The following is a 15,054-nucleotide window of genomic DNA, read 5'->3' as shown; positions in this document are numbered from 1 at the left end:
CTAAAGGAAGACTTAGCGCCCGAACAGCAGAGGTCAGCCAGTCGTTCGGTCACTAAAGGAAGACTTAGCGCCCGAACAGCAGAGGTCAGCCAGTCGTTCGGTCACTAATTAAAGAGTTGTTTAGGAAGGTGGCCTACTCATTCAGATGAAACGACAAGGCCAAATTAATTTGAAACAAATTGTCCTGCCCCAATCGCAACGATGATTTAGAGCCTTCCTAATGGAACGGAAATCAACCGGTATAATTTTTGTAAATAATTAATAAATGCCTAATAGTAATAATATAAATTGGAAGAGGAGCAACCTTTGCTCCTCTATTTTTTATTTTGCACAGTTGATTAAATCCGCGCTTTTTCGACAAAGATAGGTAGAAAGAGGGATTTTCTCAACATGTCTATTGGCTTATACTGTTCTCTATTATGAAAAAAAGGGGCGGAACAATTGATAGAACAATATAGAAAACTCCTGGAGCCGCTTCTGATTCAATCAGGAAGCAAGGCAAAGATCGAGCTGGAAGGCCGCCATCCTGAGGCGAGGCTTGCTGGCGGAAAATACTCATTATCCACTCACACCATTACACTTTATATAGAAGAAATTAAGGAACAGTGCATCCAGCTGTTCGGATCGCTTGCATTTCTCGACGCCTACATATGCGTTATTTTTGCCCACGAACTCGGCCATGCCGAAGATAAGGCGCTCAGCATATTAGCCGACCGGCTCGATGAGGCCAAAAGTGAAACAGAATTGGCAAGGCTGCAATTCCTAATCGAAAAAAGAGCCTGGAACTACGCGGAAAGGCTCCTTCAAAAAACAGACCGCGCCATAATCAAAAAAATCATCATCCAATCCCTGCAATCCTACTACCAGGAAATCGAACTCCAATACGGCGCTTGAAATTTTGCCGAAGAAGAAATAGGCTATTCCTATGAGGCAGGGGACGGTTCCTCTGCCTCATTAAAGAAGGTTGTGAAAGGGAGGGCAGATGGGAATGGCCGTTTCCAAAACAAAAACCAATGCAATGAGGCTGCTTGATTCAATCAAGGCGGACTACTCGATGCTGTCCTATGAAATAAGTGACGGGAAGGTGGATGGGGTATCGGTTGCAGAAAAGATCGGCAAGCCGAAGGAAGCCGTTTTTAAAACGCTTGTCACTCAGGGAACATCCAGAAATATTTATGTATTTGTTATCCCGGTTGAGGAAGAACTAGATTTAAAGAAGGCTGCAAAGGCGGCTGGGGAAAAGAAGGTTGAAATGATTCCTGTTAAGGACATCCAGAAGCTGACCGGCTATATTCGCGGGGGCTGTTCGCCGATTGGGATGAAGAAGCTTTATCCAACTTTCATTGACAGCAGCGCGGAACAGATTGACAAGATGATTGTCAGCGGTGGAAAAATAGGAATACAGATTGAGCTTTCCCCGGCGGTTCTTAAGGAAGCAGTGAAAGCCAAAACTGTCCAATTATCATAAAACAGGAAAAAAGACGCATGCCAAAATGCGTCTTTTTTCTATGTATATCCCTCTTTTTAGTGCCTTGGAGAATAAAAAAGTGAAAGGTTGCTGGATGTTCACAATTTTGTAAAATTCTCATACTTCCATTTTATGTATTTCGACACCATTCATTCTATTTCATCAGATTTAATCCAATTCCACCCCGAAATTTGGCTAACGATTTAGATTTCCATGGAGTTTCCAGCACACTATAATCAAGCTATGTTGTTCGATATATCGATGGCCAACTATTAGGGGAAGCGATGAAGGATATCCTTTATCTGGACACTTTGGGATATCTGGAGCCAGTAGTGTAACCGGCCCCCCAAAAAACTACTTGGGGGAAGAATATGAAGAATTACAGCTTGGCAAAAAAATGGGGTTCAACACTTTTAGCAACATCATTGATTTTGAATGCAAGCCCGATGGCTTTGGCTGCTCCAGCAGCAACTTCGAATGACAAAACGGTTACGACCGGCAGAACTGAGCTGAATAAAACAACCGGAACGATTAAGGTTAATCCAATTCCTGCCCGGAAGAATGGAGCTAATACGGTTCTATTAAGCGGCACTGTTGTCATCGATGGACCGAAGCTTGAGCTCAAGGTAAATGATCAAGTCGTCAATGCAAAGACAACGAAAATCGGTGACACCGTTTGGGCTTTTGAATATATCCATACACTTAAGCCGGAAAATGTTGAGAACAAGAAAGATGAGCAAATTGTGATTGGCGCCCAAACGGTCTATCAGAATGGCAAAACAGCTGGACAACTTCATACAATGGCACAGCCGGCAACAGTAATAGCAGACCTAACTCCGCCAGACATTCTACTCAATGATTATAGTAAGGTTTGGACAAACGAGAGTATCACCGTCACAGCAGAATTGAGCGAAAAAGGCACTCTGAACGCCACAAGCCACACCTTCGATGAGAATGGCAGCTTTACTTTTGTTGCAACAGATGTAGCGGGAAATGTAACGGAAAGAACAGTGACGATTGATAACATCGATAAGGAAGCACCTGAAGCAAAAGTTGCTTATTCAACAACATCGCCAATCAATACGGATGTCGTTGCCACAATTGAGCCAAATGATATCGTTACGTATACGAACCTTGACCAGCTCCCTGATTTTGTAGCCTTTAATGAGGATGCTTCAACACTTATTTTCTCCCAAAATGGCAGTTTTGAATTGAAATTCAATGACAAAGCCGGAAACCCGGGATCACTACTAGTTGAAGTGAACAATATTGATAAGGAAGCCCCGGTCGGTTCACTCACTTACTCTGCAAGCGAGTGGACAAACCAGGATGTAACGGCGACCGTGACAGTCACTAAGCCAGTTACATTCAATGAGAATAATAAGTTGCCAGAAACAGTTACTTTTACCAAAGTGGATGATTTAACATACACTCTCACTTTTGCTGAAAATGAGAAAGTAAATCTCGAGTTTGTAGATGCGGCAGGCAATAGAGGAGAAGTCGAAGTAAACGTCACAAATATTGATAAAGTAGCACCAACCGCCTCAGTGAGCTATTCAACCGAAAAGCTGACAAACCAGGATGTGATCGTGACACTTGAGCCAAGTGAGGATGTAACAATCCTGAACAACGATGGTTCATTAAGCAAAACATTCACGGAAAACGGTGAATACGAATTCCTTTTTGTCGATAAGGCAGGGAATGAGGGAAGTGTTCAAGTCTTTGTAAACAACATTGACAAAATTGCTCCTAAAATCACACTTAGTGGATTAACGACAGAGTGGACAAACCAGGACATTACGGTCACTGCCAGCATGGATGAAGATGGGACGCTGAACGCGGAAAGCCATACTTTCACCGAAAATGGCAGCTTCGAATTTGTCGCGACTGACCTTGCCGGGAACGTGACAAGGCAAACTGTTCAAATCACAAATATTGATAAAAAGGCTCCAGAAATCACAGTAAAACCGTACAATACAAACTGGACAAATCAGGATATTACGGTGGAAGTTTCAATGGATGAAGAAGGTACCCTTAACAAACAGAGCCATACGTTCACTGAAAACGGCAGCTTCACATTTGAAGCAAAAGACCGCGCGGGGAATATCACCGAGAAAACGGTAACCATTTCAAACATCGACAAGGTTGCTCCCGAAATCACTGTTGAGGATTATGTAACCAATCCCACGAACCAGGACATCACCGTAAAAGTCAGCATGAATGAACCAGGCACATTAAACGAGGAAAGCTATACCTTCACAGAAAATGGCGAGTTCGAGTTCATTGCGACCGACCGGGCCGGAAATGAAACGAAGAAGAAGGTTGTCATTGATAACATTGACAAAGTTGCGCCGATTATCACGGTGTTTACTTATAACACATCACCGACCAACCAGGACGTTGTCGTGACAGCGGAAACAAATGAAGGTACCTTGAATACAACAAGCCATACATTTACGGAAAATGGATCGTTTGATTTCATTGCAAAAGATGCTGCGGGAAATGAAACGGTAGAAACCATTACCATCACAAATATTGATAAGGTGGCTCCGGTCATTACGGTAAATTCTTATAACGAATCTCCGACCAACCAGGATGTTACCGTAACCGTTGCAACAAACGAGGGGACTTTGAACGTGTCTTCCCACACCTTCACGGAAAATGGTGAATTTGAATTTGTCGCAATCGACGCTGCGGGAAATGTAACAAAAGTAAAGGTTGCCATTTCCAATATCGATAAAACGCCGCCTACTGTAAATGACGTTATCAATGGTTTTGCCTACAACACCAACGTAAAACCAACTTTTACTGAAGGGAAAGCTACCCTTAACGGTGCGACGTTTATATCTGGCACAGCGGTATCAGCTGAAGGCAGCTATACGTTGATCGTAACTGACGACGTTGGGAATGCTATGACTGTGACATTCACAATAGATAAAACCGCCCCGGTCGTGAGCGGAGTATTGAATAATCAATATTACAATGTCGATGTCAGGCCGACATTTAATGAAGGTACAGCCACTTTGAATGGCAACACATTTGTATCTGGAACAACAATATCTAGTGATGGAGTTTTTACATTGCTCGTGAGGGATGCGGCTGGAAACGTTACAACCGTTTCGTTTACTATTGATAAAATCCGACCTAGCTTACAGGTAACCAGCGCAATTAGTACCACTGGTAATGTCAAAACTACAACAGTCACAGGATCGGCTGAGCCGGGAGCAAGCATAAGTGTATTTAAGGGTAATACTCGAGTGGGAATCGGATCTGCAGGGAAAGATGGAAGCTTTTCAATATTAGTGGACCCGTATCAAACCAATAATACGTTATTGACCGTAAGAGCAACCGATAAAGCCGATAATTTTTCAGAAATCATAGTTACAGTAAGTAATAAGTAATAAATTTATCAACCCAAAAACCCTGTCCAAACCCTTTAAAGGGCCTGGCCAGGGTTTTCTTTTTCCAGCATTTCATCAATCATTTTATCAAGGCGGATGATACTGTTCAGCGCCCGGTCGTATTCGATCGTACGGTAATGGTGCATTCCGCCTTCTTCTTCATCTTTTTCATCGGCCCATTTGACAAGCTGCTGAAGCGGCGTCCGGACAATATCGTTCGTTGGCAGGAAGGAATCGGTATGAAAGAGGATGGCGAGGGCGATGGTTTTGGCCTTGACCGGGTTTTCACCAAGGCGGATGAGCAGCTTATGGGCCCGCTCCGCTCCTTTGATCGCATGTATATCGTTTTTTCGATAAAGCTCGTAATCCCATTTTCCGTTCCTGTACCATGTGTAATGCCCCATATCATGCATGAAACCGGCCTTTGCCGCGATATCAACATCCTGGCCGTTTTCCCGGGCGAGGTGGAAAGCATGATAGGCAACGGCAATCGCATGGGCCATCCCGGACCGGTTCAGGTATTTTTGGGCAATTCGATGTTTAAAAATTTCTTCAAGCTTTACATCTCTCATAGTCCACCTCCGCTTTACGCCATCATAACATTTTTGCGTGATAAAAAGAAAAGACCCCAAACTTCGGAGTCTTTTCCTGTGTCCAGCTGCAGCGTCCAGCTCCTAGTGTACTTCGGTCCTCTCGCTACGATAAGTCAACATCGAATCGCCAGATGCTTCGCTCTTCGTGTTTCCTTTATCTCCATCGAGGCCCTCCAGTCCATATGGCGCTAAACGGACGCTTCTGCTTTTCCTAACCCATCTATATCAACCGCCCCGGGGCGGAGAAAGCTTGTTATTCCTTCTATTCCCGGGTTCCACCTGTTTAAACTCGCTGCGAAAAATGTTGAAAAGTGGCCAAGCCTATTTGTGTCACTAGGCATTCACCTAACAGGCAACGATGCATAAGATAGTGGATGAAACAATCCATTCGCCAGTATAAGGAGTGTGTTTTAGTGGCAGGCAAAGTCAGGAACTATTACGCGGGCGGGAATACTGCGCGGGGCTTTTACAGTTTATATCCATCTAATCTACAGGGTCTTGACTTGCTTTTTATTTTGAAGGGAGGTCCTGGCACAGGCAAGTCATCATTGATGAAAAAGATAGGCAGGGAATGGCTTGAAAAAGGATTTGATATTGAGTTTCTTCATTGTTCGTCTGATAACCAGTCCATTGACGGTGTCATCATTCCCGCGATGAAAACAGGGATCGTTGATGGGACCCATCCTCATGTGATTGAACCTGAGGCACCAGGGGCAATCGAGGAATATGTCAATCTGGGCGAAGCGTGGGACGCGAAGCTGCTACATGCGAAAAAAGAAGCAATCGTGAAGCTGAACGGAAAAATCACCAAGGCATTCAACCAGGCGTATGCCACTTTTAAAGAGGCTTTGGCCATCCATGATGAGTGGGAACTGATTTATATCCAAAGCATGGATTTCCAGAAGGCTGATGAATTGACCGGAAAATTGATTGAGCAATTTTTTGGCAAAATGAAACTTAATAAGAAAAGCGACGTCCGCCATCGTTTTCTAGGCGCCGCAACTCCGAAGGGAGCGGTAGATTTTGTTCCGAACCTGACAGAGGATATCCAGAAGCGGTACTTCATAAAAGGCAGGCCGGGAAGCGGAAAATCGACAATGCTGAAGAAGATGGCTAAAATCGCCGAGGAGCGGGGGATTGATGTTGAGGTCTACCATTGTGGCTTTGACCCCCACAGCCTTGATATGCTCATTTTCCGGGAACTTGGAGTCGCCATTTTCGACAGTACGTCACCGCATGAGTATTTCCCTAGCCGGGATGGGGACGAAATCATTGATATGTACGAACTGCTGATTGCGGAAGGTACGGATGAGATTTTTGAAGACAGGATCGAGGCCATCGCGGGTCGCTACCAGGCAAAGATGAAGGAGGCCATTTCCATGCTGGCCCGGGCAAAAGAGCTACACGACAGCCTGGAAGAAATTTATGTTTCAGCGATGGACTTTAAAAAGGTGGAGGAGATCCGCGATAAAATCGCCGGCAGGATCAGGGAGCTGGCACAGGAAAAAGTTTAATATAAGTAGGAGGTATTCCTTTGGAAAACAACCCAAATCAGTATCCTTTTGGACCAATTCCAGAACAGTATGAGCATGATGAAAACAGGCAGTTTCAACAGCCGGGAGGGGGATTTCCCGGCGGAGGGCATGGAGGAGGCCAGTTCCCGGGCGGCGGCCAGACGGGTGGACAATTTCCGGGCGGCGGACACACCGGCGGCCAATTCCCCGGAGGCGGATTCCCCGGCGGGGGAGGGTCTCCAGGGGGAGGCCATGATGGTCCTCCGTCGGGCCCTCCTCCGTTCGCCACCCCTCAGGAATCATTTGGAGCAACACCGCTTGCGGTCGATCCAGGGGCAATCAGGCGGTGCCTGCGCCGTTACACTTATATCTGGTTGAATAATGGCCGCAGCTTCTGGTTCTATCCGACCTTCCTCGGGCGAAATTCCGTTGCGGGCTGGCGTTTCAGAAGAAATGGCTGGGCATTTTATGGAACCGACCTGCGGAGAATCCGTTCCTTCCAATGTTTTTAACAAATAGAAGGCGTACAGTCTACCTGATGTACGCCTTCTCCCTATTTATTCAAAAAAACTCGCAAACTCAATTTCATCCTCATTCGGATCCCGGCCAAGAGCCGCTTTCATGGCAGAAAGTGTCGCTTCGGTATCGCCCTTATTTTCAAGCGCGGCGCGGTTAATGGCCCGCATCTCAAAAAGCTCTTGGTAAAACTCCTCCTGTGTGGCGGGATTGGCGTGGGAATGAATATAGAAAGAAGCTTGGTATTCCTCCAACTCATTGAGCAGCTTCAGAAATACAGGCGTGTTGTAGTGCCACTTTTTTGCGTACATATTGGGGGAGTAGCAATCGCCAAGGAACAGAACCGAGTCTTCCTCGATAAATACGACGGTTGAGTCATCTGCATGGTCACCGCCGACATGCTTGAGTCTGACATGAACCCCGCCCAGGTCGATGGCCAGGGAATCCTCAAAGGTCATCACAGGCGAGACAATTTTAATTTCATCCCGTTTTTCACCAAATTCCTTTTTAATCATTTCCGCGCAAAATTCAATTTCCACGCCTGTCCGGACTCGCTCATCAAGGGCTTCATCCGTCCATTGAAGTCCCTTTAGCTTATCAATGTGTAGTTTAGTTTTTGCATGGGCAATTGCCGGCAAATTCATTTTTTTGGTTCCAAAAATATGGTCCCAGTGCCAGTGGGTGAGGACAAGCAGCCTGGATTCCGATGCCCCGATCCTTTTCAGCTCATTTAAGAAAAGCTCCGCATGTGCGGGAGAATTGCCCGCATCAATGAGAAGAGAATAGTCTTGCCCGAGGACAGCGCCAAGAACGGGCCGGTCTGTTTCGTGGCTGGCTGGAAGATACCAAACATGTTCAGATAATTGTTTTATTTGGTGCATTTCATTTGCCCCCTTGAACCAGCTTTTTAGGCCGCTGGATAATGATTGAATTCATATAAAATTAAGGATATAGACGGAACCTTTTTCAGTTTAAACCGTAACCTTAAGTAAAGTAAATGCTGAAGTTTAGAAGGAAATAATCTACAGGCCGGGATAAAGGGAGTCGTTTTTATTTAATTATATTTGTGCAGAACTTCACAATTGGTAGGCATAAGGAGGAGATCAATAATAACTTGAAAGGAAGATAACAGGGAGGAGGTGATGGGCATGGTATTGAGGCGCCGGGCACTGTTCTTCATCGTCTTCTTTGCAGCATTGATTATCGGATATTTTTCGTTAGCCATCGAGGAGATTTGGCTGAGAAAGCTGATTTTGATCGTTCTCACTCTGACTGTCTTCGGTTTTTCTGAAACAGTCCGGCAAATCTGCAGCCAGGTTAGAAAGGAGTTCCAGAAATGAATAAGAAAATTTAACCCGGCTGCCTGACAGGCTCAGCCGGGATTTTGTTTTCCGAAACACGCTTATTTTGTCTTTGTATTTTGGTTTTTGTTCCGCTTGTTGCCTTTGCTGTTATCACCGCTGTTTTCATTTGCGATTTCCATTTGGAAATGGCCATTTTCCGGAGCATTCTGGTTTCTGCTTCCCTTGTTGAACTTTTTCGTCAAAATTATAACCCCCTTCCTGATTCATTTGTAGTTTGGCAAAGATCTGATGTTTCATACGGAGGATATCACCTGCTTAGTGGAGAATATTGTTTTAGATAAAAAAGTTCGGAGTTGAAATGAAATGGCCGTTTATTTACAAAAAACAAGCCCAAAGGATGGGGAAATACTGAAAAATATGTACTCCCTTTACCTTCATGACCTTTCGGCTTATTCCGGTTCTCTAAAGGAAAATAATGAAGGGACGTATGAATTTGACTCATTCTCGGTCTTTTGGAACAAGCAGGGAGTAAATCCGTATTTCATCATCGCGGATGGGGAACGGGCCGGTTTCCTTCTTTTGCTGGAACCGCCTTTTACAAAAAAGGTCGACTATATCATCAATGATTTCTTCGTGTATAACCGATTTCGCGGAAAAGGTGTTGCACGCAGAGCGGCGCAGAACCTGTTTGAAAACAAAAGAGGAAGTTACTTTGTGGCTCAGCTTACCCGGAACGAACGGGCGGCTGCTTTCTGGCGGAAAGTATATAACCAGAACGGAATCCCTTTTGACGAATATGAAGATGAGGAAGAAGGAGAAGCAATTATTTGCCAGGAGTTCACCGTTTAAACCAGGCTTATATTTGCAAAAGTTGAACATGGAGGCAATCGGATGAGTGATTATGCTTTATCAGTGCTAAAAACTCTTTTCGAGGAAAACAGGAATGCGCAAAACGCCGAGGCAATGGAAAAGTACATGAAAAACCATTTTCCTTTCTTGGGGATTAAAAAGCCGCTCCGGGCCGAACTGGAGAAGAAGTTTTATACGCAAACAGGAATGGCAAAGGAACCTTTTCAGGAAGGATTTGTCCACACGCTTTGGGAGATGCCTGAACGGGAGTACCAGTATGCCGCTCTAGGGTATCTTGAAAAGTTCAGTAAAAAACTTGGCCCGGACGACCTCGGATTGCTGGAGGAGCTAATTACAACGAAATCGTGGTGGGACACTGTCGATGCGCTGGCGGCAAAGCCAGTCGGAATATTGGGCGCGAAGTTTCCTGACACGATTCCGGCGGAAATGGACAAATGGGCTGTTTCAGACAATATGTGGCTGCGCCGGACGGCCATTCTCTATCAATTGAAGTTTAAGAAGAAGACGGATGAACAGCGGCTGTATTCGTATATGAACCAGAATGCCGATAGCAAGGAGTTCTTTATCCAGAAGGCGATTGGCTGGGCGTTGCGTGAATACTCGAAAACGAATCCGGACTCGGTAAAGGAATTCATTGAAAGTACGGAGCTTGCAGCGCTGAGCAGGCGGGAGGGCTCGAAGTATCTGAGCTGACTCGCGGGTGGATGGGAACAAGGTTCATTTTGCCTGAAAAAGAGCCATTGTACGGTGGAAAAGATTGTGCAGAAGGAGCTGATTTCGATGCGCAAAAAGCTTGGGTTTGTTTTGCTTGTGGGGTTCCTGCTGGTTGGGTGTTCGTCAGAGGAAGGGGCGAAGCCGGGCAAAAAGCCTGAGGAAGAAAAGCCGGCGGTTGTGCAGGTTAAAGCGGATGTGCTTGCCGAGAACCTCAAGGTTCCCTGGTCTATTGCTAAGGCTGGCGATGTCCTTTATTTGACGGAGCGGCCTGGTGCGATTGTCAAAATTGAAAATGGCAAGTCAGAGCGCCAGCGGGTCGAGTTGAAGGAACAGCTGTCCGACGCCTCGGAAGCCGGTCTTCTGGGCTTTGTGCTTGATCCTGATTTTCCTGAAAAACAATCGGCATTTGCCTATTATACATATAATGATGCGGCGGGTCAGAAAAACAGGGTTGTGGTGCTTTCCTTTCAGGATGGTGTGTGGAGAGAGGAGCGGACGCTCATTGATGGGCTGCCAAGCGGTCCGGTCCACCATGGCGGGAGGCTCGAAGTCGGTCCTGACAGCAAGCTTTACATTACGGCCGGTGACGCGGCCAACCCTGAGCTTGCCCAGGACCGTAAAGCCCTTGGCGGCAAAATCCTCCGGATGAACCTGGATGGGGGCATCCCGGAGGATAACCCGTTCCCCGGTTCGTATGTGTACAGCTACGGGCACCGGAATCCACAGGGGCTCGCCTGGCTTGCAGATGGAACGATGATGGCGAGCGAGCATGGGCAGTCGGCGCATGATGAGATTAATATGATCAAACCGGGGAAAAATTACGGCTGGCCTGACATCATCGGTAATCAAAAAAAGCGGGGGATGGAAACGCCGGTTTTTCATTCAGACGATGAAACATGGGCCCCTTCCGGCATGGCGGTCCATGGCGATAAGCTGTATGTCGCGACGCTCAGGGGGAATGCTGTCCGTGAGTTTGATTTAACAAAGAAAACAACCCGTGAATACGTGAGCGGGCTTGGGCGGATCAGAGACGTGCTCATTGACGGGGATGATTTATATTTTGTCAGTAATAATACGGACGGCCGTGGAAACCCGGATGAAGCGGATGATAAGCTCTATCGGATCAAGCTGGAGTAGAGGCTTGCTTTGTCGCGGAGAATGCCGGGACAGGAAGGGCTGTTAGGCAAAAAGAGACCGAATCATATTGCCTGATTCGGTCTCCTGGGCTTATAGTGTTTTTTCTGTTCCGGTCCCAAGTCCCCGTAAAATGAACTGGATTGTCCGTTCCATTTCGGCTTCATCGTCCCAGTCCGTTTCCGGGAAAATGACGTATTTTGCAATGAAGTAGCCGATGATGGAGGAAGCGGTCATCCGCAGCGCGCTCATCGGCGGGATGTCGATTAGCTGCCCCTTTTCCTGGTAATAGACGGCCGCCCTTTCGAAGCGCTCAAACAGTTTGGCTGCCACATGCTCCTTGAATTGTTCCCGCAGTTCAGGCTGGAACGGAATTTCCTGGAGAAAAATGCGGAGGATCTGACTGTTTTTCTCAATGAATTCGCGGCGGTTCTGGAACATTGCCCGCAGGAATTCCTCGAATGTATCAAACCGCTTGTTCAACACCTTGTCTAAGTCACGGATCACAAATGGCGCGACCAATTTTGCCATAACGGGTGAAACGATATTGAGTAGCAATTCTTTCTTCGTTTTATAGTGACGGAAGATAGTCCCTTCAGCGACGCCCGCCTTTTTGGCGATTTCGTTCGTCGAAGTCGCCGCATATCCTTTTTCGGAAAACGATTCAATCGCGGCGATGAGGATTCTCTTCTGCTTTTCCGTCAGTTCTTCCCCTTCGAAAATTCCTTCATCAAATAACTCATGGTCAGACATGGTACTCCCCTTTTCATTTCTTTTTGCAAAATTATACCTTCCGATGCTTTTTCAACGCGGCAACGTTCAAAACCATAAACAGGATCGACAGGCCGAGCAGCAGAAGAAGGTCCGGATAAATCTCATTTAAACCATAGCCCCTCACCATAACATCGCGCACCGCATCGGCAGCATAATAGAGTGGAGTGAGCGGGCCAATCCAGCTCAGCCACTCCGATATTGTCTCCAAATTGAAAAGCCCGGAGAAGAACACTTGCGGCACAATGACGAGCGGAATGAACTGGATGATTTGCATTTCATTATTTGCAAAAGCGGACAGAAGGATTCCGAGCGTCAGCGCTGTAAACGAAAGCAGCAGAATCGTCAGCAGGACGAGCAGGAAGGACCCTTCCATCAGCATATCGAGGATATAAATCCCGTACCACGTAATGATTGTCGCCTGGATGGTCGTGAAAATGCCAAAGCCGAGCACATACCCAGCGACGATTTCCCAGCGCCTTAATGGGCTTGACAGCAGCCTTTCAAGCGTGCCGCTCGTCCGCTCACGCAGGAAGGAAACGCCCGCGATTAAAAAGACGAAGAAGAACGCGAAATAGGCAAGCAAGACCGGCCCGAAATAGTCAAACTGGCTCATCGAGTCCGAGCCGTGCAAGTAAGTGACTGGCAATTCACCTGTGTCCGCTTTTGGCATAACAGGTTTGAAGGCTTCCTGCACCCAAAGCATGAATGCGCGGTTAGCGGTCGGGTCGCTGCCTTCCAGCATGATTTCCGGCTTGGCGCCATCAAGTGTTAGGTAGCCGTCGAGTTTACCGGTTTTCAAGGCCTTGTCAGCGGCATTTGTTGACTTGTAGTCTTTCACTTTACCATCATCTAAATTTAACTGCTCTTTTAATTGGGCTGGAAAATCGACAAGCCCTACTTTCGGGATATAGTCCCTGCCATTAAAGACAAGATTGAGCATGGTCAGGATCAGTATTGGCGCGAGAATCATTAGCGCCATGGTCCGTTTGTCACGCAAAAACTGCCTTAAAATCCTGATGACAAGCGCTTTGATTCTCATGATTCCGCACCTCCATATACTAGGAATGCCTCTTCAATTGTCTCTGAGGAGGTATTCTTTTTCAGTTCGTCAGGAGTGCCAACCGCGATTAGCCGCCCATCCCTGATCATGCCGAGACGGTCGCATTTTTCCGCTTCATCCATGACATGTGTTGTTACGATAATAGCAGTCCCTTTTTGCTTAAGTTCGTAAAATCGTTCCCAAATGCTTTTTCGCAAAACCGGATCGATTCCAACTGTGGGCTCATCGAGAATAAGGAGGGACGGTTCATGCAGCAAAGCCGCAGCCAGTGAGAGCCGGCGCTTCATTCCCCCTGAGTAATTGGAGACGAGCTTGTTCAAGTCGCCGCTTAATTGGACGATTTCCAACACGGCTCCAATCCGCTCTTTCAGTCTCTTTCCTTTTAATCCGTAGAGAGCCCCGAAGAACTCCAAATTGTCCCTAGCAGATAACTCCTGGTAAAGTGCGTCAGCCTGGGCCATATAACCAGCCTTTTCAACAAGTTTAAGAGAAGGCATCTTCTCGTTGAACAGCCAGTTCTCCCCTTCCGTTGGCAGTTCAAGCCCAATCAGCTGTCTGACAATCGTCGTTTTCCCCGCCCCCGAAGGACCGAGCAACCCGAAAATCTCCCCTGGATAAATATCGAGATTAATATTCCTTAAAACCTGCTGCCTGCCAAATGACTTCGATACATTCCTAACCGACACAATTGGACTGTCCGTTGACACGTTAATAAAATCGTTCCCCATCCTCATCCACCTTTCTAAAGCGGTCAAATAGAATGAAAGTGTAGAGTGAGTAATCACTCACTTTCTAATCAATTTTATTATATGCTAAGTGTGCAGAAAAATGAAGTGAGTAATCACTCATTTTTTTAGCGGTGAGCCATAATGAGGCAAAGTGAGATTTCGGTGTGGCGAAAGAAGCGGCATAACTGTCCCCTTGCTTCGCTTTTTACAGGAAAAAATGTTGAAAAGGGATATAATTGTTAGTGGAGTGTGTAGATCTTTTTGATGAGGTGGTTTATGATGGCGGATTTTCAATCGAGTGTTGTAATCGCCCAGCCTGTCGAGGTTGTGTTTAAGTATGTGGCGAGCATGGAGAACATGCCGGAGATTATGCCGAACGTTGTTAACATAGATAAGCGCGGCCTTGGACAGTTGAAGAGTGGCGACAAGGTTGTGGAAACGCGGATGATCCGCGGTCGTGAAACAGAATCGGAACTTGAAATTACGGCTTTTGAGGAAAACAAACTATTCGCTTATAAAAGTGAAACAAACGGTCTCCAGTCGGTTTATTGGTATTCATTTGAAGAGGTTGAGGAAGGCCGCACGAGGGCTAGCTTTAAGGCGGATATAAAAACAACCGGCATTGTCATGGGCCTGACAAAAAGGTTTATTGTGAACATGCTGAAAAGAGAAGACGGCAATCAGATGGTTTACTTGAAGGATATGCTGGAGGGTAAAGCCAACTCTTAATAGAAGAATGGAGAATGGATAGACGCAAGCTTTCAATCGGCATAGCATCAATTGAAAGCTTGCGGCTTGGCGCCCTTTCCTCTTGCAAAAGTAGCCAAGCCGTCTTGTTGGCGCCCCGCCGCCAGAATTTCCTGGACTACAGTCGCCAAGCCGCCTTGTTGGCGCCCCGCCGCCAGAATTTCCTAGGCTACAGTCGCCAAGCTGTCTTGTTGGCGCCCCGCCGCCAGAATTTCCTAGGCTACAGTCGCC

At 46.5% G+C, this 15,054-nt stretch carries 16 protein-coding genes and 1 riboswitch; of the genes, 10 read left to right on the top strand and 6 right to left on the bottom strand.

Going from position 1 to position 15,054, the window contains the following annotated elements:
* The first annotated feature begins 441 nt into the window (after window positions 1–441).
* From BN1002_RS20245 to BN1002_RS20235, 3 genes are all read left to right on the top strand, one after another.
* Window positions 442–894 carry a hypothetical protein gene (locus BN1002_RS20245; RefSeq protein WP_048827337.1) on the top strand — a complete coding sequence of 151 codons (453 nt, stop codon included), beginning with the start codon at window positions 442–444 and terminating at the stop codon, window positions 892–894.
* A gap of 94 nt (window positions 895–988) precedes the next feature.
* Window positions 989–1,468 (top strand): Cys-tRNA(Pro) deacylase, encoded by a 480-nt coding sequence (gene ybaK / locus BN1002_RS20240; protein ID WP_048828091.1) that lies wholly within the window; start codon window positions 989–991, stop codon window positions 1,466–1,468.
* A gap of 268 nt (window positions 1,469–1,736) precedes the next feature.
* Window positions 1,737–1,821: riboswitch (cyclic di-GMP riboswitch) on the top strand.
* 18 nt (window positions 1,822–1,839) lie between these two features.
* Window positions 1,840–4,869 (top strand): Ig-like domain-containing protein, encoded by a 3,030-nt coding sequence (locus BN1002_RS20235; RefSeq protein WP_048827336.1) that lies wholly within the window; start codon window positions 1,840–1,842, stop codon window positions 4,867–4,869.
* Between the two features lie 35 nt (window positions 4,870–4,904).
* Here the strand turns inward: BN1002_RS20235 and BN1002_RS20230 are convergent, their stop codons facing one another.
* Entirely contained in the window at window positions 4,905–5,441 is a 537-nt protein-coding gene (locus tag BN1002_RS20230; RefSeq protein ID WP_048827335.1) for an HD domain-containing protein, read from the bottom strand.
* 434 nt (window positions 5,442–5,875) lie between these two features.
* Here BN1002_RS20230 and BN1002_RS20225 point away from each other — a divergent pair, with 434 nt between their 5' ends.
* Window positions 5,876–6,976 (top strand): PRK06851 family protein, encoded by a 1,101-nt coding sequence (locus tag BN1002_RS20225; RefSeq protein ID WP_048827334.1) that lies wholly within the window; start codon window positions 5,876–5,878, stop codon window positions 6,974–6,976.
* Between the two features lie 20 nt (window positions 6,977–6,996).
* A complete protein-coding gene (locus BN1002_RS20220; RefSeq protein ID WP_048827333.1) occupies window positions 6,997–7,488 on the top strand; it encodes a hypothetical protein in 492 nt (163 codons plus the stop codon).
* A gap of 45 nt (window positions 7,489–7,533) precedes the next feature.
* Here the strand turns inward: BN1002_RS20220 and BN1002_RS20215 are convergent, their stop codons facing one another.
* Window positions 7,534–8,373, bottom strand: a complete 840-nt coding sequence (locus BN1002_RS20215) for an MBL fold metallo-hydrolase (RefSeq protein WP_048827332.1) — start codon at window positions 8,371–8,373, stop codon at window positions 7,534–7,536.
* A gap of 261 nt (window positions 8,374–8,634) precedes the next feature.
* On the opposite strand from BN1002_RS20215, the gene BN1002_RS20210 reads away from it, so the two are divergent.
* Window positions 8,635–8,832: a hypothetical protein gene (locus tag BN1002_RS20210; protein WP_148362835.1), complete on the top strand. Its 198-nt coding sequence runs from the start codon at window positions 8,635–8,637 to the stop codon at window positions 8,830–8,832.
* Window positions 8,833–8,894: 62 nt separating this feature from the next.
* On the opposite strand, the gene BN1002_RS24125 is transcribed toward BN1002_RS20210, so the two are convergent.
* Window positions 8,895–9,038, bottom strand: coding sequence for a hypothetical protein (locus tag BN1002_RS24125; protein WP_197072835.1), 144 nt, complete (start codon window positions 9,036–9,038; stop codon window positions 8,895–8,897).
* Between the two features lie 121 nt (window positions 9,039–9,159).
* Between BN1002_RS24125 and BN1002_RS20205 the strand changes: the two genes are divergently transcribed.
* From BN1002_RS20205 to BN1002_RS20195, 3 genes are all read left to right on the top strand, one after another.
* Entirely contained in the window at window positions 9,160–9,645 is a 486-nt protein-coding gene (locus tag BN1002_RS20205) for a GNAT family N-acetyltransferase (protein ID WP_048827330.1), read from the top strand.
* A 42-nt stretch (window positions 9,646–9,687) separates the two neighbouring features.
* Window positions 9,688–10,359: a DNA alkylation repair protein gene (locus BN1002_RS20200; RefSeq protein ID WP_048827329.1), complete on the top strand. Its 672-nt coding sequence runs from the start codon at window positions 9,688–9,690 to the stop codon at window positions 10,357–10,359.
* 87 nt (window positions 10,360–10,446) lie between these two features.
* Window positions 10,447–11,517, top strand: coding sequence for a PQQ-dependent sugar dehydrogenase (locus BN1002_RS20195; RefSeq protein WP_048828090.1), 1,071 nt, complete (start codon window positions 10,447–10,449; stop codon window positions 11,515–11,517).
* A gap of 90 nt (window positions 11,518–11,607) precedes the next feature.
* On the opposite strand, the gene BN1002_RS20190 is transcribed toward BN1002_RS20195, so the two are convergent.
* Genes BN1002_RS20190 through BN1002_RS20180 form a run of 3 tightly spaced genes read right to left on the bottom strand, consistent with a single transcriptional unit; the run spans window position 11,608 to window position 14,076 of the window.
* On the bottom strand, window positions 11,608–12,267 hold the full coding sequence (locus BN1002_RS20190; protein WP_048827328.1) for a TetR/AcrR family transcriptional regulator: 660 nt from the start codon (window positions 12,265–12,267) through the stop codon (window positions 11,608–11,610).
* 31 nt (window positions 12,268–12,298) lie between these two features.
* Complete coding sequence (locus BN1002_RS20185) at window positions 12,299–13,327, bottom strand: ABC transporter permease (protein WP_048827327.1); 1,029 nt, start codon at window positions 13,325–13,327, stop codon at window positions 12,299–12,301.
* Window positions 13,324–14,076 (bottom strand): ABC transporter ATP-binding protein, encoded by a 753-nt coding sequence (locus BN1002_RS20180; protein ID WP_048827326.1) that lies wholly within the window; start codon window positions 14,074–14,076, stop codon window positions 13,324–13,326. The genes BN1002_RS20185 and BN1002_RS20180 overlap by 4 nt, the downstream gene beginning before the upstream one ends.
* A 276-nt stretch (window positions 14,077–14,352) precedes the next feature.
* Between BN1002_RS20180 and BN1002_RS20175 the strand changes: the two genes are divergently transcribed.
* Window positions 14,353–14,805 (top strand): SRPBCC family protein, encoded by a 453-nt coding sequence (locus tag BN1002_RS20175; protein ID WP_197072833.1) that lies wholly within the window; start codon window positions 14,353–14,355, stop codon window positions 14,803–14,805.
* Window positions 14,806–15,054: the final 249 nt, after the last annotated feature.

The sequence above is a fragment of the Bacillus sp. B-jedd genome (genome assembly GCF_000821085.1).
In the GTDB taxonomy this organism is placed as follows: domain Bacteria; phylum Bacillota; class Bacilli; order Bacillales; family Cytobacillaceae; genus Bacillus_D.
Note: the sequence above shows the minus strand (reverse complement) of the source record. Positions and strands in the feature narration are given on the sequence as shown.